Source organism: Pseudobacter sp. (genome assembly GCF_051955275.1).
GTDB lineage: Bacteria > Bacteroidota > Bacteroidia > Chitinophagales > Chitinophagaceae > Pseudobacter.
This window is the reverse complement of record NZ_JBQCGW010000077.1, coordinates 1-24,946: the sequence shown is the minus strand read 5'-3', so window position 1 is coordinate 24,946 and position 24,946 is coordinate 1. Positions and strand designations below refer to the sequence as shown.

Genomic DNA, 24,946 nt, shown 5'->3' with positions numbered 1-24,946 from the left:
AAACTGGTGTGGCCACCCCGGTCAACAAAAAGGAAACAAGCTTTTATCAGATAGCATCCTACCAGTCCCTGCTGTTCAGCAGCGATAAACAAAAACAATAATTCTGATCCAACTTACTTCTTCGCTTTCGCTGCATTCTTCGCAGAAGTGCTCCGCTTCGCTACTGTCTTTTTCTTTACTGATTTATTCGCCGCATACGCCGGCTTCTTCTTACCAACCACCGCTTTCTTTCTAACCGGGGCAACTGCTTTCACTACACCCTCTTCCTCATCCTCATCCCGTCTCTGCATATAATCCCCAAAAATATCGGCCATTTCGCGTACGCGATAGATCTTCTTACTATCATTATTACACAAGGCAATAATCGTTGCATTCTCATCTATCAACCTGTAAAACGCCGTCCTGTTCCCATGCCACCATCCATTATGATAGATCAGCTTCTTACCATTCTTCAACACATACATTCTCCAACCCAATCCATAATTATGTGTACCTGGTTTTTCATTAGAATACGGAGTGTAAGCCGCTTCCAGCGTTGCCTGATTAAAATACAATCCGCTTCTCAACGCTTCATCCCACTTCATCAGATCCCTCGGAGTGGAGTAGATGTTCTTATCTCCATACACCAGATCTAAAAAATCCAGCGGATACAATTTCCCATTATTAAAATAAGAAGGTAAATAATGATTCGCATACGCATTGGAGAACACATACGTATCCTTCATCCCTATACTATCAAAGAAAGTCTGCTTCAGATAATCTCCATAAAATTTTCCGCTCACTTTTTCAATGATCAATGCCAGCAACGCATAATTCGTATTACTGTAACTGAATCCTCTGTTCGGTGTACCGCATGGGATCCTCTTTCTGTTCTCTATCAGAAAGCTCAGTACATCTTCATTTGTCACCTGCCTGTGGCGATCCCACCCCATACTCCCCATGTAATGATCATACTTCGGTATACCGCTTCTATGATTCAGCAGCATACGAACAGTTACGCCGGTCAGAGGAAACCCGGGAAGATAAGTACCAACACTGTCATCGATCTTTACCTTTCCTTCTTCCCACAATTTGCAAATGGCCATGCCGGTAAATGTCTTGGAGATAGACGCCAGATGTATCGGAGTTTTTTCAGTGATGCTGTCTGCAGCCACACGCGGATTGGCAAAACCACCATATTTTTCATAGATGATCTCTCCGTCCTTCGCAACCAGAATACTTCCATTGAAACCATTCTTGAAATTGCTGTCTACAAACTGTTTTACCTTCTCCAGGTACAGCGCCTTATTCTTAGAGGCAGTGGTTGCCGCATTGGTCAGAGCTGTTACCTGTGGTGTATTATCTGGTGCTTCTTTATCTGTCACATGGCCGCAACTGAATGCGAAAACCAGTAACGGAATAAGCCTTGTTACATGCTTCAAAAGGGTGTCGTTTTTTGAATAGGTTACTGATCGGCAAAAGTACAACAAACTAACAATCGTTCAGTTACGTAATCCGTTTTTTCAAATTCAAATTTAAGGGACATCTTTGCAAACCTAACCAAAACTCAATTGTTTTCCCTTTGCCAGTAGAGGGAATAACGCAAAAGAGAAGCCAACCATATATGACGGACAAAAAAAATACAAGCTACCCCAAGGAAAAAGTGAACATTCTGTTCCTGGAGAACATCAGCGACAAGGCCGTAAAACACTTTCAGGAAGCCGGATACGCCTCCGTGAAGAAACTCGCCGGAGCCCTCTCCGAAGAAGAGCTCATCAAAGCTGTTAAAGACGTACACCTGCTGGGAATCAGGTCCAAATCACAGATCACTCCCGCCGTGCTGGATGCCGCCAAAAAGCTCCAGGCCATCGGCTGCTTCTGTATCGGCGTCAACCAGGTTAACCTGCAGTCGGCCACAGAGCATGGTGTAGTAGTATTCAATGCCCCGTATTCAAACACCCGCTCCGTAGCGGAATTGGTGATAGGTTTGTCGGTTATGCTGATCCGCCGCATCCCCGACAAGAACACCGCCGCCCATAACGGCATCTGGAATAAAGATGCCAAAGGCAGCTTCGAGCTCCGGGGCAAAACCCTTGGCATTATCGGGTATGGCAATATCGGTTCACAGGTGAGCATACTCGCAGAAGCACTCGGTATGAAAGTGATCTTCTACGACGCCGTCACCAAGCTGCCCCTGGGCAATGCCGTTGCCAAAAAATCGTTAAAGGAAGTATTGAACCAGGCTGATATCGTAACCTTGCACGTACCTGAGAACAACGGTACAAAGAACCTGATCAATAAAACCACCCTGAAGCAAATGAAGAAAGGAGCCATCCTCCTGAACTATGCAAGGGGAGAAGTGGTGGACCTGGAAGCACTGGCAGCAGCACTCAAGGAAGGTCAGGTAGGTGGCGCAGCCATCGATGTGTTCCCCTGGGAACCTGAAAAGAACGGAGAAAAGTTCACGTCGCCACTCATGGGACTGCCCAACGTGATCCTCACCCCGCATATCGGCGGCTCCACCGAGGAAGCTCAGATGAATATCGGGGACGATGTGAGCAATAAACTCTTCCAGTTCCTCGAAATGGGCATCACCACTGGTTCTCATACCGTTCCCGCACTCAGTCTGCCTCCGCAGGAAGGCACACACCGTATCCTGCACGTGCACCGCAACGTGCCCGGCGTACTGAGCGAGATCAACACACAACTGAGCAAACACAATATCAATATCCTCGGCCAGTACCTCAAAACTAACGACGAGATCGGGTACGTGGTACTGGATGTAGACAGGAAAATATCGAATACAGCCTTCCAGCTGTTGAAAGAAGTGAAAGAAACGATCAAGGTGAGGCTGTTGTATTAATACATACTCATGGACAACGAAACCATCAGACAGTTAAAAGAAGCAGTAGAATTATCTCCTGAGAATGTGCCCCTGCGCCTGCACCTGGCAGAAGTGATGCTGAAAGCACAACAATTTGCCGAAGCCGCTCACGAGTTCGGTGAAGTACTGACCAGAAGTTACGGCAACCTCAAAGCCAGGCTGGGCCTGGCTGAAGCTTATTTTCATCAAAAGAAATATTCAGCGGCCCTCATCATTTATGAAGAGATCCAGGACAGTCTGCCTGTGCCTGCCATGGTGCTTTATGTGAAATGCCTCCTGAAAGAAAACTCCCGCGCACAGGCCGTGGAAATGTACCAGAAAGTGATCGCCCTGCATCCTGAATTCAGGGATGAAGAGATAGATCAACTCCTGCGCATGAGCGGCAGCGCCAATGTTTCCGAAGAAGAAGAGGAAGATTATAATGGAGAAGGCGGTGATTCCGACAGCCGTTATTTCCTGCAGAAGCCCAAAGAGAAATTCTCCGATGTGGGCGGCATGAAGCGTATCAAAGAAGAAATTTCCATCAAGATCATACAGCCCCTGAAGAACCCGGACCTGTTCAAGGCATTCGGTAAGAAAACAGGCGGCGGTATCCTGCTCTATGGCCCTCCAGGCTGTGGCAAGACCTACATCGCCAAAGCCACGGCAGGAGAGATAGATGCAAAATTCATCAGCATCGGCCTCCATGATATCCTGGATATGTGGATCGGCAACAGCGAAAAGAACCTCCATGCCATTTTCGAACTGGCCCGCAAGAACGCCCCCTGCGTGCTCTTCTTCGATGAAGTGGACGCCATGGGAGCCAGCAGGAATGATATGAAGCAATCCGCCATGCGGCACGTGATCAACCAGTTCCTCTCGGAAATGGATGGCGTGAACAGCAGCAATGAAGGTGTTCTCATACTGGCAGCTACCAATGCGCCCTGGAGCGTTGACCCTGCATTCCGCCGTCCGGGCCGCTTTGACCGTGTGATCTTTGTTGAACCACCGGATGAAAAAGCCCGGGAAGAGATCCTGGCAGGCATGCTGCAGAACAAACCCGTAGCTGATATAGATGTTAGAAAGATCGCAAAGGAAACCAACGACTACTCCGGCGCTGACCTGCAGGCCGTGATAGATATCGCCGTGGAGGACAAACTTCGCGAAAGCCTCAGCAGTGGCGTGTTACAGCCTATCGGCACCAGGGACCTCCTGAAAGGAGTGAAGGCGCATCGCCCTACCACCCTGGAATGGTTTGCCTCTGCCCGCAACTACGCACTCTATGCCAACGAATCAGGCCTTTACGATGATATCCTGAAATTCCTCAAGATCAAAAAATAAGCATGCCGGATACTGATGTTTTAATCCAGAGGGCGCACCTGCTGCTCTCACAGGGTAGATCGGAAGATGCCGTGAAGCAGCTTTCCGAAGTGCTGCATGCAGACCCCAATAACGATCATGCACTCAGCCTCATGGGCCGCGCCCGTTTTGATCAGCAGCGTTACAAAGAGGGCATGGACCTGATCCAGCGCGCTATCAGCCAGGAACCAACAGAGAGTTATTACTATTACCTGATGGCATTCGGTTATTACAATATGGAGAATAACCCCCATGCACAGCTGAATATCCGCAAGGCCATCGAGCTGCATCCATATCAGCCCGATTACTTCGGGCTCTGGGCCATCCTGCTGCTGGAGAAAAACCAGTTCAGCGAAGCCCTGGAACGCGCCAATGAAGGCCTGGCCCTCGATCCGGAAAATGTAAGCTGCCTCAATGCACGTGCCACAGCACTCAACAAGCTGAACCGTACCGATGAAAGTATCGATACGATGAAAACCGTGCTGGATGCAGATCCTGAAAACTATTACACACATGTGAACGTAGGCTGGAACCTGCTGGAAAAAGGAAGGCAGAAAGAAGCCACCACGCATTTCCGGGAAGCGCTCAGATTAAATCCCCGCGCGGAAGCCGCCAGGGCAGGACTGAAGCAATCCCTCAAATCGAATATTCCTCCGTACAAGTGGCTGCTGCAATACAGCTTCTGGTTGAACAATAAAGGATCCGTTGCAAGATGGGCCATTCCCATCGGCATCTACTTTGGCGTGCGTGCAGTGGATTACCTCTCGCGCAACGCCCCGCCAGCAGTGGCCACGGCCGGTATGATCATCGTTGGATTGTACATTATCCTGGCACTCGGCTCCTGGTTCATCAACCCATTGGCCAACCTCTTTCTGTTCTTTCATAAAGACGGAAAGTATGCATTGACATCCGGTGAAAAATGGGGAGCTGTGCTCACTGTTTCTGCACTGGTAACCGGACTCGCCTGCCTGGGAATCTATTTTTTTCTCACAGACGGAGTTTCGGACTTTTACCTGATCGCAGGTATACTGGCCATCTCACTGGCATTGCCATTAAGCGTGCTGGAATTCCCGGTACAATTGAGTTTCCGGAATGTAGCCCTCAAACAGTTACTGGCAATGGCAGCTTTACTGATAGGACTGATCTGGATCGCCCTGTTCTTTACAGGCGCACTGACACAAGCCCTTTTCCAAACTTATATCTATATTATAATTGCCTTTACCTGGGGCGCCGCACTCTCCAGATAATTCAATATTATTTCATGTATGGCAGCCTGGATTTCTTCAATGTAAATCCGGGCTTTTTCATGCCTTTTTCCATCGGTTAAACAAATGATAAAATCCATTTCCAAAACCTATTTAATTTTCAATAAATATTGAAAACATTGTAACTTTACTTCCGAAATAAAAGATCCCTTATGAAAGTCGTGATCGTTGGAGGTGGCTTCGGCGGCCTCCGTTTAGCTCGAAAGCTCAATAATAAGCCAGGATTTGAAGTGACCTTGTTAGACAGATTCAACTATCATCAGTTCCAGCCCCTGTTCTACCAGGTAGCCACCGCAGGCCTCGATGCCAGTAATATTTCCTTCCCCCTTCGTAAAGTATTCCATAAATCAAAGAACGTCCGCATCCGCCTGGGCGACCTGAAAGAAGTGGTCCCTGAACAGAACCTCATCCGCACCTCACTCGGCGATATGGATTATGATGTGCTGGTGCTGGCCACCGGTGCAGGCACCAACTTCTTCGGGAACAAATCACTGGAAGCAAATGCTTTCCCCATGAAGAGCACGGTGGAAGCGCTTCAGCTGAGGCATACGCTGATCCAGCATTTTGAAGATGCGTTGCAGTCAGACAATCCTGAGGAGATCGAACAGTTACTGACGCTTGTTGTAGTAGGTGGAGGCCCCACCGGCGTTGAACTCAGTGGCGCCCTTGCGGAGATGAAGCACAATGTGCTGCCTAAGGATTTCCCTGAGATCGATTTTTCCAGGATGAAGATCTACCTGCTGGAAAGTTCTCCCAAAACACTCGCCAATATGAGTGAAAAGTCCAGTGCAGACTCCCGGAAATACCTGGAAAAACTCGGTGTAACGGTGATGACCGGCACCGCAGTGCAGGACTATGACGGAGAAACCGTTTTACTGAAGAATGGTTCCACCATCCGCTCCAGGATTGTGATCTGGGCGGCAGGTATCAAGGGAAATGTACCGGCTGGTATCAACCCGGGTCTGATCGCAAGAGGCAACCGTGTAAAGGTTGACGGATATAATAAAGTACTGGGAACCGGTAATATATATGCGATCGGTGATGTAGCGAGTATGGAAGCCGAAGGATATCCCAACGGGCATCCCCAGGTTGCTCCCGTAGCCATTCAGCAGGCCGATACGCTTGCTGCCAACCTGATCAGGATCGAAAGTAAGAGTGGTTCCAAACATCAGCAACTATTCAGTTACTACGATAAAGGCTCTATGGCTACCGTAGGCCGCAACCTGGCTGTGGTAGACATGCCCAAACCTAAAATGCATTTCAAAGGCTTCTTCGCCTGGCTGATCTGGATGGGGCTTCACCTGATGCTGATCCTTGGCGTCAAGAACAGGTTGTTCGTATTTTTGAACTGGTTGGTAAGTTACTTTACTTACGATCAGAGCCTTCGTCTCCTGTTCAACAATACAAAACCACCCAAAAGAACAGCCTATGTCAAAACCATTTCTGACCGCAGAATGGAGGAAACTGGTACTGGCCAATTACAGCATTGATCCGCAGATACTGTTACCCTGGCTGCCTCCGGGAGTGGAGCCGGACAGCTTCAATGGCATTACCTATGTAAGCCTGGTGGGGTTCATGTTCCGAGAGACCACTGTACTTGGCCTGAAGATCCCTTTCCATGTGAACTTTCCGGAAGTGAATCTTCGTTTCTATGTACGTTATAAAGCAGCTGGAAAATGGAAAAGGGGAGTGGTGTTCCTCAGTGAGATCGTGCCCAAATATGCAGTGGCTTTCATCGCCAATAAACTCTATAAAGAAAGATACCGTCGCATGCCGATGCGGGTAACCGAAGCCGTTAGTGCGGAAGAAATTTCCACTCGTTATGAATGGAAATTCAACGGTCAATGGAATTCCCTCCAGGTGCGGGCCGGCTCTCAGCCTATCCCATTGGTTGAGGGCTCGGAAGCTGAATTCATCACCGAGCATTTCTGGGGTTACTCGGGCGCTGCCGGTGGGTCCACCACGGAGTACCAGGTAGCGCATCCCCGCTGGTTTACCTATAAGGTGCTCGATCATACCATCAATTGCGATTTCAAAGCATTATATGGCCCGGATTTCAGCCTGCTCAGCCAGCAGGCACCCATTTCCGTTTTCTTTGCCGAAGGTTCTGCCATCCAGGTTTTCCCGAAGCGGATACTATGAAATGGTCCCGGTGTGGCCAGTAGCTCGCCTCCGGCAATTATTTCTATTTGTTTGCCTCTGGCGGATCTCTTGTTACCTGAGGCTGTGAATCAGGAGTTATCAGTATGGATACCCCCCCTCAGGCATACGGGCAAAACCTGTGGAAAATCATCTTGTTCAATTCCCCTCAATTCGCTAACTTTAGTCATACCATTTCATCCGCATCCTTTCTATTTCCAATATCCGGATTGCCTGAAGACCTTCGGCCTCCCCTTGAAATCACTTCACCTGAAAATGATTTCTTATGAAAGAGATGTTCGACCCCGCCAATCGCGCGCCGGGTAAACCCACAGACTGGATACCGATCACTATCGCACTCACCATTTTTGTAGTGGCTGCCATTACAGTTCTGTTCATACTTCCTCCACGGCCTGTCCCTGGAGAAAGTATGCACCACGGCGGAGCTGAATCAGCAGACCGCGCCATGGTCAGTGAAACACGCAGCAATTAAGGCTGCCAAAGCTTATCCTTTAATAACTCATTCCGTCATCATCATTCCGGAATGAACTCATCATATTGTGTCCGTAAACCGGGCATGGTCCTGAACCTTCAATCAAAACGCGAAGAGCACTGTCTTCACCTTTTTCGTTTAAAGCCCGTGTGCCCCACGGGCTTTTTTGTTGACCACAACAGAAGGATAAAGAAACTGTTACGCCTTCTTCACTGTCAGGTTGATAAACTGGATTTCCGTATCTTTAAGACAGACCAAAATTCCTGCCCTGGCACGCTTTTTTTGAACGATTTAAAAAACGAATGAATATGGCTACTACTAATCGCCCGGATCAGATGTCAACAATGCTGGAGGTTTTGAATAAATGTAAAGCACGCAGCATGGATGTGGCTTTTGAATATTCTCCTCAGGGCTTTACAGCCGGAAAGGAGGGCAAGAAATTCTACCAGCCTGCCGATCTGAAGATCATCAAAACATACCGTTTTGAAGGGGAAAGCAATCCGGATGATAATTCCATCCTGTATATTATCGAGGCGAATGACGGTGTTATCGGCTATTCTATAGATTCTTACGGAGTTTATTCAAGCCATGATGACGATGGATATGACAATTTCATCCGTCAGATTGAAGTGGAGGACAGGGATGAACAATTGTTGTTCTCATTGTAATTCTTCTTTTGGCTTCAGGGGCCGGTAAGGATAGACGAATGAAACCCGCGACATTAACCATTCGTGGGTTTCATTCCTTTTCTTAATAATTAAGATTTTCAGTACCCCGCCACATTCCATCTCCCTCACAAATAGCATAGATCCTTCAGCCTTCCTTCTGCCATCATCAGCCCAATCTCTCCATTCCAACTTCATTTTAATATACCCGAGAAGGCAATATACCCAAGAAGGCCATACGTCCGGGGAGTCAAAAGCTACAATTTGTAATATGCCTTTACTTCCTCATAATTTCCGAGATCAACCGGCGGCTTTACAACGGAATTGGCCACGGCATTCCCGGCAATGATCACGTACTTGTATTCCTGCGTGGGAATAACTGCATCCCCCACAGCAGGCATCGATCCCAGCAGATCTGCATCGGTGCAGAGGTGGTAATAATAAATACGCAGGGTACCGGGTTCATATATGTAGTTGGTAAAGATCAGGTATCCGATGGGTGAAACAGTCCTGGAAAAGGGAAGAGGCGCCCAGCTGGCACCGGTAGCGCCGGCAGGCGTTTTCATATAGACCAGCACGGTACCGTTCTGATAAATGTCCTGGGTAATGGCGGGCAGGGAAAGGGTGGAGGATCTGGCGGGAGTGGTGAGGACGGCGCTCCCGGCCCGTATAACCCAGGAGTCGCGGATAAACCTGGAATTATCGAGCACGATGGTGCCGGACACTACATTGGCATTGCCGTCCTTTCCATCCTTGCCGTCTTTACCATTGCTGCCATCTTTACCATTGCTGCCGTTCCCGCCGGTGGCACCCTGCGGGCCTTCCTTGGTACAGGAGAAGAGGGCAAGGCTGAGAGAGAGGAGCAGGATAAGTTGTCTGAGATAGTTCATATTGATAGAATTTTGAACCACCAAATTGAGGCAAAGGAACGGTTGGTCATATCGCTTGAAAAAGGGATTCTGGTCATTTTCAGGAAATTAACCGTTTTTTGCAGGGCATTTCCGGTGGGCGGGAGCAGGCCCCTTTAAAAAATACCGGAAATATTCTGCCTGTTCTGCACGCTATTTCACTGAAACACCTACCTTTGCGCTCCATTTTGAGTATTGTTCAATTAAAATAACACAATGCTCCATTGCCCACAAGGCCCAAAAAGTTCTCCGACTGTTCGGGGGCGCCAGCAGGGTATCACTCGCAAAAGGTAGAAAATGCCAAAGGTTAAAACCAACTCCAGTGCGAAAAAGAGGTTTAAAGTTACCGGCACCGGAAAGATCACGCATCAGAAGTCTTTCAAACGTCACATTCTGACAAAGAAATCCAAGAAACGTAAACGCGCCCTCGCAAAAGACGGTGTAGTTCACAAGTCTAACATGGATTTCGTAATGCGTCTTCTGCGCATGAAATAATTTCCGGGAATTTAATTATCAACACAACTTTAAACTTATTTAGATATGCCACGTTCAGTAAATGCCGTAGCAAGCAGGGCTCGCCGCAAACGGATCCTGAAAGCCGCCAAAGGTTACTACGGTAAACGTAAAAATGTATACACCGTTGCGAAAAACGTAATGGAAAAAGGCCTCCAGTACAAATATGTTGGCCGCAAACTGAAGAAGAGAGAATACCGCGCGCTGTGGATCGCCCGTATCAACGCCGCTGTAAGAGAAGAAGGTCTGACTTACTCTGAGTTCATCCACAAACTGAATCAGAAAGGTATCACCCTCGATCGTAAGATCCTGGCTGATCTGGCCATGAACGAGCCAGCTTCTTTCAAGAGCATCGTAGCTTCCGTAAAGTAATTGTTAAGCTATAACGATATCAAAAGCCGGGTTTTAAATGCCCGGTTTTTTTTATTTGTAAAATCGTACAAACCTTTACTTTTGTGTAACTTTTTTGGTATGCGCATTTTAATTCACTACTAAAACTCATCGCCATCAGCAATCCGAATCAGTACATGAACAACTCCTATGCTGACCTGGTAAAGCAGACATTTAACTGGCCCCAGGAAGGTTTGGATGTAAAAGACGGCAACCTCAGTTTCAATGGCCTCGATCTGAACGCACTGATCGAGAAATACGGCACGCCGCTCAAACTCACTTATCTCCCCAAAATCGGTAGTCAGATCAGGAAGGCTAAGAAAATGTTCGAGAACGCCTTCAAAAAACACCGGTACCAGGGTACTTACAATTACTGTTACTGCACCAAGAGCTCGCACTTCTCATTTGTGGTGGAAGAAGCACTGAAGCACGATATCCATCTCGAGACTTCTTATGCCTACGACATCGAGATCATCAAAAAGCTTTATGCTAAAAAGAAGATCAACAAAGAGACCTTCATCATCTGTAACGGCTACAAGCAGAAGACCTATACCACCCGTATAGCCCAGCTGCTCAACAGCGGTTTCAAGAATGTGATCCCGGTGCTCGACAATAAAGATGAACTTCAGCACTACAAGAAATCGGTGAAAGGCCCCTTCAAACTCGGCATCCGCATCGCCGCAGAAGAAGAGCCCACCTTCCCGTTCTATACATCCCGTCTCGGATTCAGAGCACGCGATGTACTGGAATTCTATGTAGATAAGATTGAAGGCAATGAAGACCGCTTCCAGCTCAAAATGCTCCATATCTTCCTGAATAAAGGTATCAAGGACGATGTATACTACTGGAGTGAGCTCAACAAAGTGATCAACCTTTACTGCCAGCTAAAGAAGATCTGCCCTGAACTGGACTCCATCAATATCGGTGGCGGATTCCCTATCAAGCACTCCCTGGGTTTTGAGTACGACTACCAGTTCATGATCAACGAGATCGTAGGCAATATCAAGAAGGCCTGTAAAAAGAACAACGTGCCCATGCCGAATATCTTCACCGAGTTCGGAAGCTACACTGTTGGCGAAAGCATGGCGCATATCTATAGTGTAATAGGAGAGAAGACGCAGAACGATCGCGAGATCTGGTATATGATCGACTCTTCCTTTATTACCACCCTGCCGGATACCTGGGGCATCGGGGAGAAATTCCTCATGCTGCCTGTAAACAAGTGGGAGAACGAATACCAGCGGGTTGTATTAGGTGGTATCACCTGCGACAGCCATGATTATTACGACTCCGAAGAACATGTGAACGAAGTGTTCCTGCCCAAAACCACCGGCACAGAACCTTTACGCGTGGGCTTCTTCCATACAGGTGCTTACCAGGACCAGATCAGTGGTTATGGTGGTATCAAGCACTGTCTCATCCCTTCTCCCAAACACGTGATCGTGGGACAGGACAAGAACGGCAAACTCACCGACTGGCTGTATGCCAAGGAACAGAGTGCGCAGAGCATGCTCAAGATCCTGGGTTACTAGGGTCTTCAAATCATACAAAGCGATGGGCTGTCCTTGGACAGCCCATTTTAGTTTCGCTGTACCCAGTCGCTCGCGTCCCCGCAGGTGACTTCTATCGGCTCGCCTCCGGCGAGCAACGTGTCGCCGCAGGCGACGGAATATCCTTCGCCCGCGGGGACGCGCGTGACTGCACCCGGAGTAAATGCAACAAGCCTTTACTCCAAAATAAAATGGGAGCTGACCGCAAAGTCAACCCCCATTTATCTTTACTAATTCGGTTATTCATTGGCGTTAGCTCATGTTACAATGCCTAGTGATCATGCCTGTTGTGGTGACCATGCCCTCTGCCATGTCCACGTGGTCCGTGATCCCTTTCATAATGACCATGACCACGGTGGTGATGCTTCACCTTTTTGTAATAAACACGATCACGGCAATCCCAGTCGCGGTACGACCTGCGGTCATATTCCACGTACCTCACATACCTCTCATCCATGTAATACCTGCCATCACGGCCTTCATAGTAATAATAGCCTGCCGGGTTACGATAGCAGTTGCGGCCGTCATCACCAACGGTGATGGCCAGGCCTGGTGTTCTTACAATGATGAGCGGAAATCTTCCGGGACGGGGCTGGCCGGCAAGGGATAAATGCAGGTCATTTTTAACCGCCACTGATCCGGAGGTTACATTAACTGAACTGACGGAATTGGCGTTCGTATTGCTGTACGAAGCACTGGAACTGAAGAGTACGGCTGCCAGCGCAATAGCCGCAACCGCTGGTGTAAAAACTGGGGCTTTCATAATTGCTGGTTTTATATTTATTAAGCCAACTATTTGCCAGAAAACCTTAAAATCATTAACATGGATCGAATTGTATTACTCTTAACAGTGCTATTCCTCACTATCGCCAACGTGCAAGCGCAGCACAAAGCCGAAGACTCCGTGAAGGCTGCCGTGAACCAGTTATTCGAAGGAATGAAAGCAGGAGATGGTGGCAAAGTGAAAAATGCATTTGCCGACAGCGCCATCCTGCAGACCATCGTTACCACCAAAGATGGAAAGACCGCCATACGCAACCAACAGGTAGCGGCGTTTGCAGACTTCGTATCCAAACAGAAAGCCGGCGCAGCGGATGAACGGATCAGCTTTGGTACTATTCAGATAGATGCAGCGCTCGCCATCGTGTGGACGCCCTATAAATTCTACTACAACGGAAATTTCAGTCACTGCGGTGTGAATTCATTTCAACTGGTGCGACTGAATGGAGAATGGAAAATACAATACCTGATAGATACAAGAAGAAAGGACGGCTGCGAATAGCCGTCCCTGTTAGTATATTGATGATGCAGGCTGATTATCTTTTCAGCCTGTATTTTTTATTCACTTTGGGGCTGTTGAAGTACTGGTTCAGTTCCTCTTCCGTCATATCATTGCTGTCTACGATCGGAATATCGATCAGCTGGATCTGGATCTGTTTCAGTTCCTCTTTCAGCTTGGCCGTTTTACGGGTGATCTCGGCATCCTTTTCACCTACCAGGGTATTGTCGCGCACCATATACTCCAAACGCTTGATAGAACTGCGGACAAGCGATGCCTGGTTCTGATCAAACACTTTCTGCGGAGACACGGCTTCCTTGATCGGAACCAGAGAAACGCCCACGCTCGGCAACACTTTACCTACCTGCTGACTGTTCTCATCCTTGGAAGATGCCAGGATACTGCCCGTCAGGGCCGTGGTAGAACTGGTGATATCGAAAGTGGTACGGGTATTCTTGGCACCCTTCACTCTCTTATCCAATTGCAGGAAGGAGTATTTCAGCTGTAAGATATAGGTGTTCACGTTGCGTACTGCCACGTTATACTCCTGCACGGCCAGGGGGTAATTGAGCGCATCGCGGACGACGATCTTCACGATGGCCGTATCCTTGGTCATGAACTTATTGGCGCCCACAAAACTCAGGATCAGGATCTTCACCTTGCCGGAATCCGTATCCTTCACAAAATCGAAGGGTATGGACCAGAGGAAATCGTCATCGCATTTCTTTATCTGCGAAAGTGTCTTCAGCGGCATATTGGCGAAGAAAGTGATATTCTCGATGGGGAAGTTTCCATTCTCGCATTGCACTTTGAAAGCAACGGTATCACCTTCTTCCACCGTAAGGGTAGAGCTGACGGATGGTTTCACCCGGCTCGGAATGATCTCAGTATTATAAAACAAGATGGAAAAAAAGGTATCTACCCGCTCCGAAGGGTTATCCATGTTCTGAACACCCAGATAGACCTTGTATTCATTATCATATTTCAGTCTGCCTGAAAGGAAAAAGCTCTTTTCAGCCTTGAAAGTGAGCTGCCCATTGTCCTTATTGATACGGAGGCCTACAGGCGAGTTACGCAGGAACCAGTAATACTTTGACGGGTCTTTATTGATCTCCAGTTTGTAATTGAGGGTGGAATCAACGGGTAATGTCACATAAGGGTTCAGATTTTTGATCCGGAGAACCACTTCTGATGAATCATGAGGGACTGGAAGGCTGTCGATTGGCTTTCTTAATGTATCCACACGCACTTCCTGCGCAACAAGTTGCGCAAAAGGACTAATCAGAAAGCAAACCAGCAGGATGATTTGAACAATACGGTTTTTCACCATGTGATGATCATGTTGTTGTAACGTGGCCGAAGTTAACACAAAACAATAAAAAACCCATCCCGGTAGAAACCGGGATGGGGTACTTAACCAAAACCAACTGCTTATCCTGCCCGCCCATTTGGGATCGGGCCCATGTATGAAAAAGTATTTTAACCTTTCTTTAATATATCTCTTACTGGATATTTATCTGCTTAGTGGCTGGTTTTACAGCTTCTTTTTTGGGAAGGTGCAGTTTCAGCACACCATTCTCGTGCTTAGCTGAGATATTCTCCACATCCACCTGCTCATCGAGGTTGAAGCTTCTTTTAAAGCTGCGCTGGCTGAACTCTTTCCTGATCGCTTTCTGGTCTTCCGCTTTCTTTTCTTCTTTTTTCTCGAAGGAAATGGTCAGCTGCCCATCCAGGATGTTGACACTGATATCTTCCTTGGCGATACCGGCTGCATTCAGCTCTATCTCAAAGGCGTTTGGTGATTCATAAACGTTCACAGGAGGAAAATGCAGATTGCTGTTCCAGTTGCCGGGAAAATGGTTGAAAAGCTCGTCAAATACTGAATTAGCTACGGGTCTGTTGTTTAATTTTACAAGTGTCATAGTGGTATTTTTTAGATTTTTTATTTTTTGTTGACGCATACAAAAGATCAAATGGCATACCAGCGCATTTTCAGATGCCGGAAACTGTCTGATCATCAGAAATACCGGCCACAAGCCGCCAGAACGTCACAAACCACTCATTTAAACAGACAGAATGACCCATTCAGTAATCCTCCGGGTTCAAATCAACCTTTTTCTATAGTTTTGTGTTTTAGGAATTGAAATAAAACATATCGAAAATGTATCCCGCAGAAATAGTTATACCGATGAAAGAAGAGCTGACTGAAAACGGATTTTCAGAGCTCCTTACTTCCCAGGAAGTGGATTCACAATTACAGAAAGACGGCACCACACTGGTTATGATCAATTCAGTTTGTGGTTGTTCGGCAGGATCGGCCCGTCCGGGTGTGTTGATGGCAGTAGCCAATTCAGCCAAGAAACCAGACCATCTCACTACCAGCTTTGCTGGTTTTGATGTTGATGCAGTGAAGAAACTTCGGGAGCACCTGCTGCCTTATCCTCCATCTTCACCAGCTATTGCGCTGTTCAAGAACGGAGAACTGGTACACTTCATCGAAAGGCATATGATTGAAGGCAGGCCTGCCCAGATGATCGCGCACAATCTGATTGCTGCGTTTGATCAATACTGTTAAGGAATCATGCTGACAAGTTCAGCTTTGTTCATAGTGATCACCCTCTCATTCATGGGAGGGTTTTTTTTCTTATCATTGCAACCGAAACATACTATATCCCTCTTATAACAACTTATCATACGGCATGTATCCTAACCTTTACTATGCGTTCAAAGACATATTTGGACTGAACCTTCCCGGCCTCAGGTTTGTAAATTCATTCGGGTTCTTTGTAGCGCTGGGCTTCCTGGCGGCCGCCTGGGTTCTGACCAAAGAACTGAAAAGGAAGGAGCGGGCCGGTCTGCTTACAGGTAAAGAAACCAAAATCCTGGTGGGACAACCCGCCAGTATCCCAGAGTTGTTGCTCAACTTCATCCTGGGTTTCATACTCGGCTATAAAATCATTGGTCTGTTCATGGCAGACAAAGAACAGAGTGCCGATCCCCAGTCTTTCATTTTTTCCGGCCAGGGCAATCTCCCGATGGGACTGATCCTCGGCCTTCTTTTTGCCGGACTCAAATACTGGGAGAAGAACAAACAGAAACTTCCCAAACCTGAAGAGCGCACCATCCGTATCTGGCCGCACGACAGGGTAGGAGACCTGGTGATCTACGCCGCTCTCTTCGGATTCCTCGGCGCCAAGATTTTCCACAACCTCGAGAACTGGAACGAATTTGTAAAGAGCCCTATCGAAGCCCTGCTTTCTTTCAGCGGCCTCACTTTTTATGGCGGTCTTATCTGCGCAGCCCTTGCTATTTACTGGTATGCAAAAAGACATAATATCGGGTTCAAGCACCTCGCAGATGCAGCAGCACCGGGCCTTTTACTGGCATATGCCGTTGGCCGTATCGGTTGCCAGGTAGCTGGTGACGGCGACTGGGGCATTCTCAACAGCGCATATGTAACGGGCCCCGACAGCAAAGCTGTGCTTGCAGACTCAGCCACCTTCAATAAAACACTGGATCAGCATAAGAATTTCTTCCTGAAAACCTTCAACGTTTCCAGCCTCGACCAGGTGCATCATAAATCAGTGGTTGCTCCCTCCTGGCTGCCCGACTGGATGGTTGCCTACAGCTATCCTCACAACGTGATCAGCGAAGGGGTGGCCATTCCAGGCTGTACGGAAGACCTCTACTGTGCCCACCTTCCTGTGCCCGTATTCCCAACACCATTTTACGAAACCTCGGTCTGTCTGATCTTCTTTTTCATTCTCTGGGCGTTCCGTAAGCGTCTCTCTGCCCCCGGCAGCATGTTTGCGGTGTATCTCATCGTCAATGGCATCGAACGTTTCCTCGTTGAGAAGATCCGTGTGAATACCAAGTACGATATCGGCGGCTTCCATCCAACGCAGGCAGAGCTGATCTCTACCGGTCTCGTGCTGGCTGGTGTTGCGCTCTACTTGTATGTAAACAAAAAGAAGAAGGCTGTAACAGCATAATCATCTTACAATACATTTTTATACAAAGGCAAGTGGATCTCCGCTTGCTTTTTTGCTTTGGGCCGGTGTTCGGGATATGAAATCCCCGGCCCCCGGCACATTCAAAAACAGCACAGCCCTCCCAACCCGCTCAAAACATTTCCCTTCCGCACAAATCTCTACACTGTAACCTTTCTTCACCCTCGCTCGTCAAACAATCATTCCACCTAATTCGCCGGTTGTCAGATTTATTAACCTTCTAGCCCATTACCCTGTACTATGCGTTACATAGTACCTACCTTTGAAATGTAATAATTAAAACAAAGTATTGAAATATACAATCAACCAGCCATGAGAAAGCTACACGTTCCAAACCTGACCATTCCTTTAGTTCTTTTGATCTTTACTTTATTGCTTACCTCATTTGCAATGGCACAGACCGGAAGGGTTTCCGGGAAAGTGCTGGATAATAAACAGGCCCCGCTGGCCGCCGCCACCGTTACAATACTGAAACTGGCTGATTCCGGCTCAGTAGCGATCATGGCGAGTGACAAAACGGGCCGCTTTCAGGTAGGAGGGCTGCCTGCTGGCAGGTTTTTGCTGCAGGTTTCGGCAACCGGACATAAAACTGCTTATTCCAAAAGTTTCGATATCACTTCCAACAAAACTGAAATTGAATTACCTGCGATTGTACTGATGGCTGCCAGCAAAGAGTTGGCGGGGGTTACTGTTGTGGCCACCAGGGCGGCTGTGGAGCAGAAGATCGACCGTACCGTGGTGAATGTTGATGCAACGATCAGCAATATCGGAACCAACGCGCTGGAGGTGCTTGAGAAATCGCCCGGCGTGCAGGTGGATAAGGATGGCAATATCAGCCTGAAGGGGAAGCAGGGGGTGCTGGTGCTGCTGGATGGCCGTCCCACTTACCTCAGCGCTGCCGACCTGGCCAATATGCTCAGGGGAATGCAGAGCTCGCAGCTCGACCAGATAGAGATCATGACCAATCCGCCAGCCAAATACGATGCCTCCGGCAACTCGGGCATCATCAACATAAAGACCAGGAAAAACAAGACCCGTGGCTTCAATGGTTCCGTAAACGTGGGAGCCGGCCAGGGTAAGTACTTCAAGACCTGGGAAAGTATAAGCCTGAATTACAGAGATGCCAAATTCAATCTCTTCGCCAACTATGGATTCGACAACACCACCAATTTCCAGCAACTGGATATCCATCGTAACTACTGGAACAGGGAGCATACGGAAACAGTGGCCATTTTTGATCAGCTGAGCTATCAGCGCCGCAAGTTCACCAATCATAACCTGAAACTGGGTATGGATTATTTCCTGAGCAGGAATACCACGGTTGGTATCGCACTGTCTGGTTTCACCAATGAAAGGGGATCTGCAGGCGACAATACCAGCTGGCTCAAGAACCCACAGGGTGTTCTCGATTCCATAGCCCTGGCCAACTCTAAAACTGAAGAATCCTGGCAGAACGGTAGTGTCAACCTGAACTTCCGTCACCAGTTCGATACAGCTGGCCGTGAGCTCACTGTGGACCTTGATTACATTAAATACAAAGCATCCAATGATCAGTTCTTTGTAAATACCAGTAAAAATCCCGGAGGGGAGGTCACCCTGGAAGAATTCCTGAAAGGCGACCTGCCCGCAGAGATCACTATCCGCACTGCGAAGTTCGACTATACCCACCCGTTCAGCAAATCCACCAGGTTTGAAGTGGGGGCCAAAACGGGATATGTGACCAACGACAGCAAGGCCAACTATTTCAATGGAAGTGAAAATGGACATGACATCAATTATGTCTATGATTATGACAAGACTAACTATTTCAACTATAAGGAAAATATCAACGCAGCCTATCTCAATTTCAATCACAAATTCAATGATAAATGGGGGATGCAGGCAGGACTTCGTTATGAGAATACCAACTACAAGGGCTTCCAGTATGGTAATCCTACCCGCAGGGACTCATCGTTCAGCAACTCTTACAACAGCCTTTTCCCTACTTTTTATGTGAGCTATGCACCTGTGAAGAAGCACCAGTTCGGACTGTCATTCGGCAGAAGGATCGAAAGGCCTGCTTACCAGGATATGAACCCATTCATGTTCTTTATCGATAAGTACACGTATGGCAGGGGAAATCCATTCCTCCGTCCACAGTACTCCAGCAATTTTGAGATCAACCATATCTGGAACGGTATGCTTACCACCTCTTTCCAGTACAGCGAGACCCGCGATGTGATGAACGAATTGTTTGAGCAGGAGCAGCAGGCTGGTGGAAAAGAAGGGTTTGCCACCATCGTTACCAGGGGAAATATAGGGAAGAAGAAATTCATCGGGGGCAGCATGAACCTTCAATGGCAGGTGGTGAAATGGTACAGCACCAATATTTTCGTGAACTATGGCTATAATGAGTACAACGGATGGAACAATGGGGCAGTGATCAATATCAGTCGCGCTAATATGTTTGCCAGGATCAACAATCAGTTCCGCTTTGAAAAGGGCTGGAGCGCCGAGCTCAGTGGCTGGTATTCCACCAAACAGGTGGAAGGCCAGATCTTCATCGAGCCCATGGGCAGGGTAGATGCGGCGGTGGGCAAACAGGTCCTGAAAAACAAGGGTACGATCAAGCTGTCTGTCCGCGACCTGTTCTATTCACAGATCGTTAAGGGAAATATGAGCTTTCAGAATACTGACGCCAGTTTCAGAAATACCAGGGACCAGCGGGTATTCAGTATAAATTTCAGTTACAGGTTCGGGAAGCAGATAAAGGACAATAATCAGCGCAAACGCAGTACCAGTGAGGAACAGAACCGGGTAAAGACCGGAGACTAGGAGAGTGGGAACCGGCCTTTACAATAATTTTAACACCCATCTTCGAAACTTTCAGGCCGTTCAGGAGTCATATATATGTACACCGCGCAAGCAGTACAAAAAAGTAAAATAATAGTCATACAGTTTTTCTCATAAGCAGTTAGTTTTGGTTAACAGCCCCCGTTTCTACGGGGGCTTTGTTTTTCCTCCGGTTCCTCCTTTCCCTTAGATTTGCACAAATTTGTTCTTATGCCTTCATTCGATATCGTTAGTAAGGTAGATGCCCAGTATCTGGACAATGCCGTAAACGTAGTACACAAGGAGATCACCAACCGTTTTGATTTCAAGAATTCCCATGTGGTGATCGACCTCGATAAAAAAGAATACAAGATCAAGCTGGAAGCTGATGACGATATGAAGCTCGGCCAGATCATCGATGTGCTCATCAACAGGGCGCATAAGCAGGGGATCGCTCCCCAGGCCTTCGATACCAGCAAGGCGTCTTACCAGAGCGGTAAGGTGGTAAAGCAGGAAGTATCAGTACGTAACGGACTGAAACAGGAGGATGCCAAGAAGATCGTGAAGCTGATCAAGGATTCCGGACTGAAAGTGCAGGCAAGTATCAATGATGATATGGTGCGCGTGACCGGTAAGAAGATCGATGACCTGCAGGAAGTGATCAAGCTCTGCCGTGAAGCTGATCTTGGACTGGCGCTGCAATACGAAAACATGCGTTCCTAGTACGCTTTAGCGTACCTTTGAAATGCGTTCCCGGTGCGCAGAGCAGGGCGGAAGTATCAGAAATTATCCTGACCAGGGGCGGTAATCATTGATTATCATTACCTTGATCTAAATCAATATTTGCATTTTTTGCATCCGATAATTGGAAACACAGGGAATTAAATTTAATTTGGCAGAGCGCAGGATGAGAACTAATTTTGCGGCTTTGCAAATAATTTATGTACGGCAAAATCCGTACAACCTTTTAAATCAGAAGTTTATGAAAAAGGATCTCCACCCCGGTAACTACCGGTTCGTTGTGTTCAAGGATATGAGTAACGGTGTTACCTTCCTGAGCCGTTCAGCTGCGCCTAGCAAAGAGACTATTAAATTCGAAGATGGAAATGAGTATCCGCTGATCAAGCTTGAGATCTCTTCTACTTCACACCCTTTCTTCACTGGTCAGAACGTACTGGTAGATACTGCCGGTAGGATCGACAAGTTCAACAAGCGTTACGCAAAAAAATAATCTTAATTTCAAGATAACATTTTTGTTTTTCATGGCTATACTTTCCCTTTCCTGTTCTCAGGAAGGGGATTTTTTTTGCCCCCAATCGTTTGCTCATTACATTTGAGCTCCCAATATTGGCCCTCATCTCATTGCACTGTATGCAGCCCGTATATCTCAACGATTCTGAAGTCCGGGACCATTTATTTCCATTTTCGCAGGTACGCCCTGCCGCGGATATCCGTGTGGGCATCCTGAGCATCCGCGAAAAATGGGAACATTTGCTCGGCAGACCGGTACAACTGGTATCAGGAACCGAAGGATTACCCGAAGGCGCAAGCGTATATGCAGCCAATATTATCCCTACAAAAGCATTTGCAGAATCATTAGAGCGTAATCCTGCCGCGCCCGACTGGGAAGCCACCAAACTGGTTCAATACCCCTGGCATATCTTTCAGTTGAACGACTGGGCTATCAGGGAAGACTTCAGATTGCTCACGGAAGGACGTAGTTCGATTCCCATTCCGGCCACTGTTCAGGCCATCAACCCGGAGAATATCTTCATCGAACCGGGCGCCACAATTCAGCACTGCATCCTCAATGCCTCTACCGGCCCAATTCACATTGGAAAGAATGCAGAAATAATGGAAGGCTCACTCATCCGCGGCCCCTTTGCACTGGGCGAAGGTGCTGTACTGAAAATGGGAACCAGGGTCTATGGAGCTACAACTGTCGGCCCATACTGCGTAGCGGGAGGAGAGATCAAAAACAGTGTGATGATGGGTTATTCCAACAAAGCGCATGATGGTTACCTGGGTGATGCCGTGCTCGGTGAATGGTGTAATCTGGGCGCAGGCACTTCCAATTCCAATCTCAAGAACAATGCTTCCGATGTGAAGGTATGGCACCATCCTTCTGAAAAATATATTGCAGCCGGCATCAAATGCGGACTGCTGATGGGAGATTATTCGCGTTCGGCCATCAATACCTCATTTTATACCGGCACCGTGGTAGGCATCTGCGCCAATGTTTTTGGCGATGGCATTCCCCCCAAATTCATACCCAGTTTCACCTGGGGCACCCGCGGACTCAGCAAATATGAATTCGAAAAAGCGCTTACCGATATAGAGACCTGGAAAAAATTCAAACATCAGTTGCTCACTGAAGCCGAAATAAAACGATTGCGGACTATTTTTGAACAGTCATAAGTAACTAATTAAAACATCATAGAACATGCGGAAAAAAATAGCTGCAGCTAACTGGAAAATGAACTGTACCCTTCAGCAGGGAGAACAACTGCTGAATGATATCCTCGGCGCCAATATTGCCCTGAAAGATCATCAGCAGGCCGTATTTGCCGTTCCCTTCCCATACCTCACTATGGCCACTGCAAAAGTGGAAGGGAAAAAAGGATATTCCATAGCTGCGCAGAACATTTACAACAAGAAGTCCGGCGCATTTACGGGTGAAGTATCTGCAGAAATGCTGAAATCCATCAACGTTCCTTATTGCCTGGTAGGCCATAGCGAACGCCGCGAATATTTCCAGGAAAGCAATCAGGCCCTGGCTGAGAAGCTGGACCTGCTCCTGGCCAATGGTATTACGCCCATCTTCTGCTGCGGAGAGCCGCTCGAGATCCGCGAAGCGGGTACCCAGAACAGTTATGTGGCAAAGCAGCTGGAAGAATCCCTGTTCCATCTCAGTGCTGAAGTGATCAGCACCATCGTAATCGCCTATGAGCCTATCTGGGCCATCGGTACCGGCAAAACAGCCTCTGCTGCACAGGCGCAGGAGATCCACGCGTACCTGCGCAGCGTACTGGCTGGCAAATACGGACAGGCCGTAGCCGACAGCATCCCCGTTCTGTACGGTGGCAGCGTGAAAGGCAATAATGCACAGGAATTGTTCGCTTGTCCGGATGTGGACGGTGGACTGGTTGGCGGCGCTTCCCTCAATGCAGAAGAGTTTGCCACTATCATCAGGAGTTTACCCCAGTAAACAGATCGGAATGCTGACTGCGGATGGCATCGGGGGAGAATGCCTCTGAGCCCGCCAGCGCCTGCTGTTGCAAGGCAAAATATTTTTCAGGATGGTCCCGGAGCAGCTTCAATTGTTCCGGGATCTCTTTTATGGACTGGTAACGGAAAGCTATATGTGAGATCTCCGGTCCGGTTACCAGCGCTGCCGGTACAATCGCCGGCCTGGCATAACGCACCATATCGGCGATATTCCCGGAAGACATGCTGACGCCATATTCCTCACGAACCCCATCACTGATCACTGTACTGATCACGGAAGGCGCCAGAATAAAATGAGCCTCGCGCATCACCTCATCAAATACGGGCTGAGGCACTACCGGATCTTCACACCAGCGCAGGTTGGGGTATTTATCTGAAAAATCAAGCACCCGCTTCATCAGCCGCATGCCAGGTTCCTGATGAAAACCACCGAGGAGGGTCACTTCAACATTCAGTTGCTGCTCATGGCAGGCTTCCACCAGTTCAAATACTGCTTCATAATCCCTCCGGCGGCCGTCTACAGATCCCGGCACCACCAGCCGGATAGGGTCCATAGAAGCAGGTGGGGGAACAAATTCTTCTCTGTCAAAAAATGAACCGGGCAGATAACGCACCTGCTTTCCTGCCGGCAATAATGATTTGAGGTAATCAACCATGGTGCTGTTGATCACTGAAAATTCTTTTACCGCCTCAACCAGTTTTCTCTTTCCCATATTACGGATGCGCCTTCTCAGGCTGCCATCTTCCTGGTAATGAAAATAGCTGTTGATATCATGAATGGTAAGAATGATCCGGATGCCCGGCAAAGCCTTTATCAGCCAGGCATAGAAGATGAAATTATCCGTGACCGTTTCCAGGAAAAGCAATTCTATTTTCTGCTTTCTCACTGTCCGGTAGATCTGATAAATGAACGATGCTTTGGATTGTGATTCTCCTTTGATCACCCATTGGTGCGCTTTCAGATCCAGGTCAGGCATCTGTCTGAACTGTCGCCAGCTGACAGGATAGGAGAAGATGGTCAGTTGATGTTCCGGCAATTGAAACAACCTGATCAGGGTATGCGATACCTCAAAGTGATCTGTTTCAAAAATGCCGATTCGCATAAGTATGATAGTTAAGCGATACGCGTGTTTTTGATACCGGTCATGTTGAAGCCGAAAACCTCATTGGTAGTTACTTTCACGGACGAGTACTGTCTTTTGCTGAACCAGGAAGCTGATTCATCCGGGCGGTGTTCCCACCTGAATTCAGGGCTGAACCAGTCGAGTATATCGATCATCATCTCGCGCCTGTTCTGCGGGTTGCCCTTGATCTTTTTTACGATATAACTTACCGGGAAGATGGTGACCAGGTAGAGATAGTACTGGAATTTCAAGGGAAGTTTTGAAGTGAACTTCCGGATAAAATTGAATGTATTATGGATGAAATCTTTCCTGGGATGATAGAGCCACACGCTCATTTTACCACCTGTTTTAACGCAGGGGTCGATGCAGG

The 24,946-nt window shown here is 47.9% G+C and carries 25 protein-coding genes; 18 read left to right on the top strand and 7 right to left on the bottom strand.

What is annotated here, in order from left to right:
- Positions 1–113: 113 nt before the first annotated feature.
- On the bottom strand, positions 114–1,421 hold the full coding sequence (locus ACTHMC_RS06755; protein WP_440411989.1) for a serine hydrolase domain-containing protein: 1,308 nt from the start codon (positions 1,419–1,421) through the stop codon (positions 114–116).
- Positions 1,422–1,603: 182 nt separating this feature from the next.
- Between ACTHMC_RS06755 and serA the strand changes: the two genes are divergently transcribed.
- The 7 genes from serA to ACTHMC_RS06720 all read left to right on the top strand — a co-directional run bounded on the left by serA (position 1,604) and on the right by ACTHMC_RS06720 (position 8,766).
- Positions 1,604–2,842: a phosphoglycerate dehydrogenase gene (serA, locus tag ACTHMC_RS06750; RefSeq protein ID WP_440411988.1), complete on the top strand. Its 1,239-nt coding sequence runs from the start codon at positions 1,604–1,606 to the stop codon at positions 2,840–2,842.
- A 9-nt stretch (positions 2,843–2,851) separates the two neighbouring features.
- Positions 2,852–4,183: an AAA family ATPase gene (locus tag ACTHMC_RS06745; protein WP_440411986.1), complete on the top strand. Its 1,332-nt coding sequence runs from the start codon at positions 2,852–2,854 to the stop codon at positions 4,181–4,183.
- 2 nt (positions 4,184–4,185) lie between these two features.
- The gene (locus ACTHMC_RS06740) at positions 4,186–5,448 is read left to right on the top strand and encodes a tetratricopeptide repeat protein (RefSeq protein ID WP_440411984.1); all 1,263 of its coding nucleotides are present in this window, start codon (positions 4,186–4,188) and stop codon (positions 5,446–5,448) included.
- A gap of 170 nt (positions 5,449–5,618) precedes the next feature.
- Complete coding sequence (locus tag ACTHMC_RS06735; protein WP_440411983.1) at positions 5,619–6,956, top strand: NAD(P)/FAD-dependent oxidoreductase; 1,338 nt, start codon at positions 5,619–5,621, stop codon at positions 6,954–6,956.
- Positions 6,895–7,608, top strand: coding sequence for a YqjF family protein (locus ACTHMC_RS06730; RefSeq protein WP_440411982.1), 714 nt, complete (start codon positions 6,895–6,897; stop codon positions 7,606–7,608). The genes ACTHMC_RS06735 and ACTHMC_RS06730 overlap by 62 nt, the downstream gene beginning before the upstream one ends.
- Before the next feature lie 283 nt (positions 7,609–7,891).
- The gene (locus tag ACTHMC_RS06725) at positions 7,892–8,098 is read left to right on the top strand and encodes a hypothetical protein (RefSeq protein WP_440411980.1); all 207 of its coding nucleotides are present in this window, start codon (positions 7,892–7,894) and stop codon (positions 8,096–8,098) included.
- A gap of 308 nt (positions 8,099–8,406) precedes the next feature.
- Positions 8,407–8,766, top strand: coding sequence for a hypothetical protein (locus ACTHMC_RS06720; RefSeq protein ID WP_440411979.1), 360 nt, complete (start codon positions 8,407–8,409; stop codon positions 8,764–8,766).
- A gap of 254 nt (positions 8,767–9,020) precedes the next feature.
- Here ACTHMC_RS06720 and ACTHMC_RS06715 read toward each other — a convergent pair whose 3' ends face one another.
- Positions 9,021–9,653, bottom strand: a complete 633-nt coding sequence (locus ACTHMC_RS06715) for a hypothetical protein (protein ID WP_440411977.1) — start codon at positions 9,651–9,653, stop codon at positions 9,021–9,023.
- 315 nt (positions 9,654–9,968) lie between these two features.
- Between ACTHMC_RS06715 and rpmI the strand changes: the two genes are divergently transcribed.
- The 3 genes from rpmI (at position 9,969) to ACTHMC_RS06700 (ending at position 12,106) form a co-directional block, all read left to right on the top strand.
- Complete coding sequence (gene rpmI, locus ACTHMC_RS06710) at positions 9,969–10,166, top strand: 50S ribosomal protein L35 (RefSeq protein WP_440411975.1); 198 nt, start codon at positions 9,969–9,971, stop codon at positions 10,164–10,166.
- A gap of 45 nt (positions 10,167–10,211) precedes the next feature.
- Positions 10,212–10,556: a 50S ribosomal protein L20 gene (gene rplT / locus ACTHMC_RS06705; RefSeq protein WP_440411974.1), complete on the top strand. Its 345-nt coding sequence runs from the start codon at positions 10,212–10,214 to the stop codon at positions 10,554–10,556.
- 155 nt (positions 10,557–10,711) lie between these two features.
- Positions 10,712–12,106 carry an arginine decarboxylase gene (locus ACTHMC_RS06700; RefSeq protein WP_440411972.1) on the top strand — a complete coding sequence of 465 codons (1,395 nt, stop codon included), beginning with the start codon at positions 10,712–10,714 and terminating at the stop codon, positions 12,104–12,106.
- A 289-nt stretch (positions 12,107–12,395) separates the two neighbouring features.
- Here ACTHMC_RS06700 and ACTHMC_RS06695 read toward each other — a convergent pair whose 3' ends face one another.
- On the bottom strand, positions 12,396–12,887 hold the full coding sequence (locus ACTHMC_RS06695) for a hypothetical protein (protein ID WP_440411971.1): 492 nt from the start codon (positions 12,885–12,887) through the stop codon (positions 12,396–12,398).
- Between the two features lie 60 nt (positions 12,888–12,947).
- Between ACTHMC_RS06695 and ACTHMC_RS06690 the strand changes: the two genes are divergently transcribed.
- A complete protein-coding gene (locus ACTHMC_RS06690) occupies positions 12,948–13,406 on the top strand; it encodes a nuclear transport factor 2 family protein (RefSeq protein ID WP_440411969.1) in 459 nt (152 codons plus the stop codon).
- 34 nt (positions 13,407–13,440) lie between these two features.
- Here ACTHMC_RS06690 and ACTHMC_RS06685 read toward each other — a convergent pair whose 3' ends face one another.
- Both ACTHMC_RS06685 and ACTHMC_RS06680 read right to left on the bottom strand, forming a co-directional pair.
- Positions 13,441–14,733 carry a hypothetical protein gene (locus tag ACTHMC_RS06685; RefSeq protein WP_440411968.1) on the bottom strand — a complete coding sequence of 431 codons (1,293 nt, stop codon included), beginning with the start codon at positions 14,731–14,733 and terminating at the stop codon, positions 13,441–13,443.
- Between the two features lie 172 nt (positions 14,734–14,905).
- Positions 14,906–15,325, bottom strand: a complete 420-nt coding sequence (locus ACTHMC_RS06680; protein WP_440411966.1) for an Hsp20/alpha crystallin family protein — start codon at positions 15,323–15,325, stop codon at positions 14,906–14,908.
- 239 nt (positions 15,326–15,564) lie between these two features.
- Between ACTHMC_RS06680 and ACTHMC_RS06675 the strand changes: the two genes are divergently transcribed.
- From ACTHMC_RS06675 to tpiA, 7 genes are all read left to right on the top strand, one after another.
- Entirely contained in the window at positions 15,565–15,978 is a 414-nt protein-coding gene (locus ACTHMC_RS06675) for a BrxA/BrxB family bacilliredoxin (protein ID WP_440411964.1), read from the top strand.
- Positions 15,979–16,102: 124 nt separating this feature from the next.
- On the top strand, positions 16,103–17,395 hold the full coding sequence (locus ACTHMC_RS06670; RefSeq protein WP_440411962.1) for a prolipoprotein diacylglyceryl transferase: 1,293 nt from the start codon (positions 16,103–16,105) through the stop codon (positions 17,393–17,395).
- 330 nt (positions 17,396–17,725) lie between these two features.
- Positions 17,726–20,227 carry a TonB-dependent receptor domain-containing protein gene (locus ACTHMC_RS06665; RefSeq protein ID WP_440411960.1) on the top strand — a complete coding sequence of 834 codons (2,502 nt, stop codon included), beginning with the start codon at positions 17,726–17,728 and terminating at the stop codon, positions 20,225–20,227.
- A 228-nt stretch (positions 20,228–20,455) separates the two neighbouring features.
- On the top strand, positions 20,456–20,947 hold the full coding sequence (locus ACTHMC_RS06660) for a YajQ family cyclic di-GMP-binding protein (protein ID WP_440411959.1): 492 nt from the start codon (positions 20,456–20,458) through the stop codon (positions 20,945–20,947).
- A 259-nt stretch (positions 20,948–21,206) separates the two neighbouring features.
- Complete coding sequence (locus ACTHMC_RS06655) at positions 21,207–21,455, top strand: type B 50S ribosomal protein L31 (protein WP_440411957.1); 249 nt, start codon at positions 21,207–21,209, stop codon at positions 21,453–21,455.
- Between the two features lie 140 nt (positions 21,456–21,595).
- On the top strand, positions 21,596–22,642 hold the full coding sequence (locus ACTHMC_RS06650) for a putative sugar nucleotidyl transferase (protein ID WP_440411955.1): 1,047 nt from the start codon (positions 21,596–21,598) through the stop codon (positions 22,640–22,642).
- Positions 22,643–22,667: 25 nt separating this feature from the next.
- A complete protein-coding gene (gene tpiA, locus ACTHMC_RS06645; protein WP_440411954.1) occupies positions 22,668–23,432 on the top strand; it encodes a triose-phosphate isomerase in 765 nt (254 codons plus the stop codon).
- On the opposite strand, the gene ACTHMC_RS06640 is transcribed toward tpiA, so the two are convergent.
- Entirely contained in the window at positions 23,413–24,555 is a 1,143-nt protein-coding gene (locus ACTHMC_RS06640; protein WP_440411952.1) for a hypothetical protein, read from the bottom strand. The two genes, tpiA and ACTHMC_RS06640, sit on opposite strands and share 20 nt — an antisense overlap.
- A gap of 11 nt (positions 24,556–24,566) precedes the next feature.
- Positions 24,567–24,946 (bottom strand): hypothetical protein (locus tag ACTHMC_RS06635; RefSeq protein ID WP_440411950.1); only part of this gene is annotated, 380 nt, incomplete at its 5' end.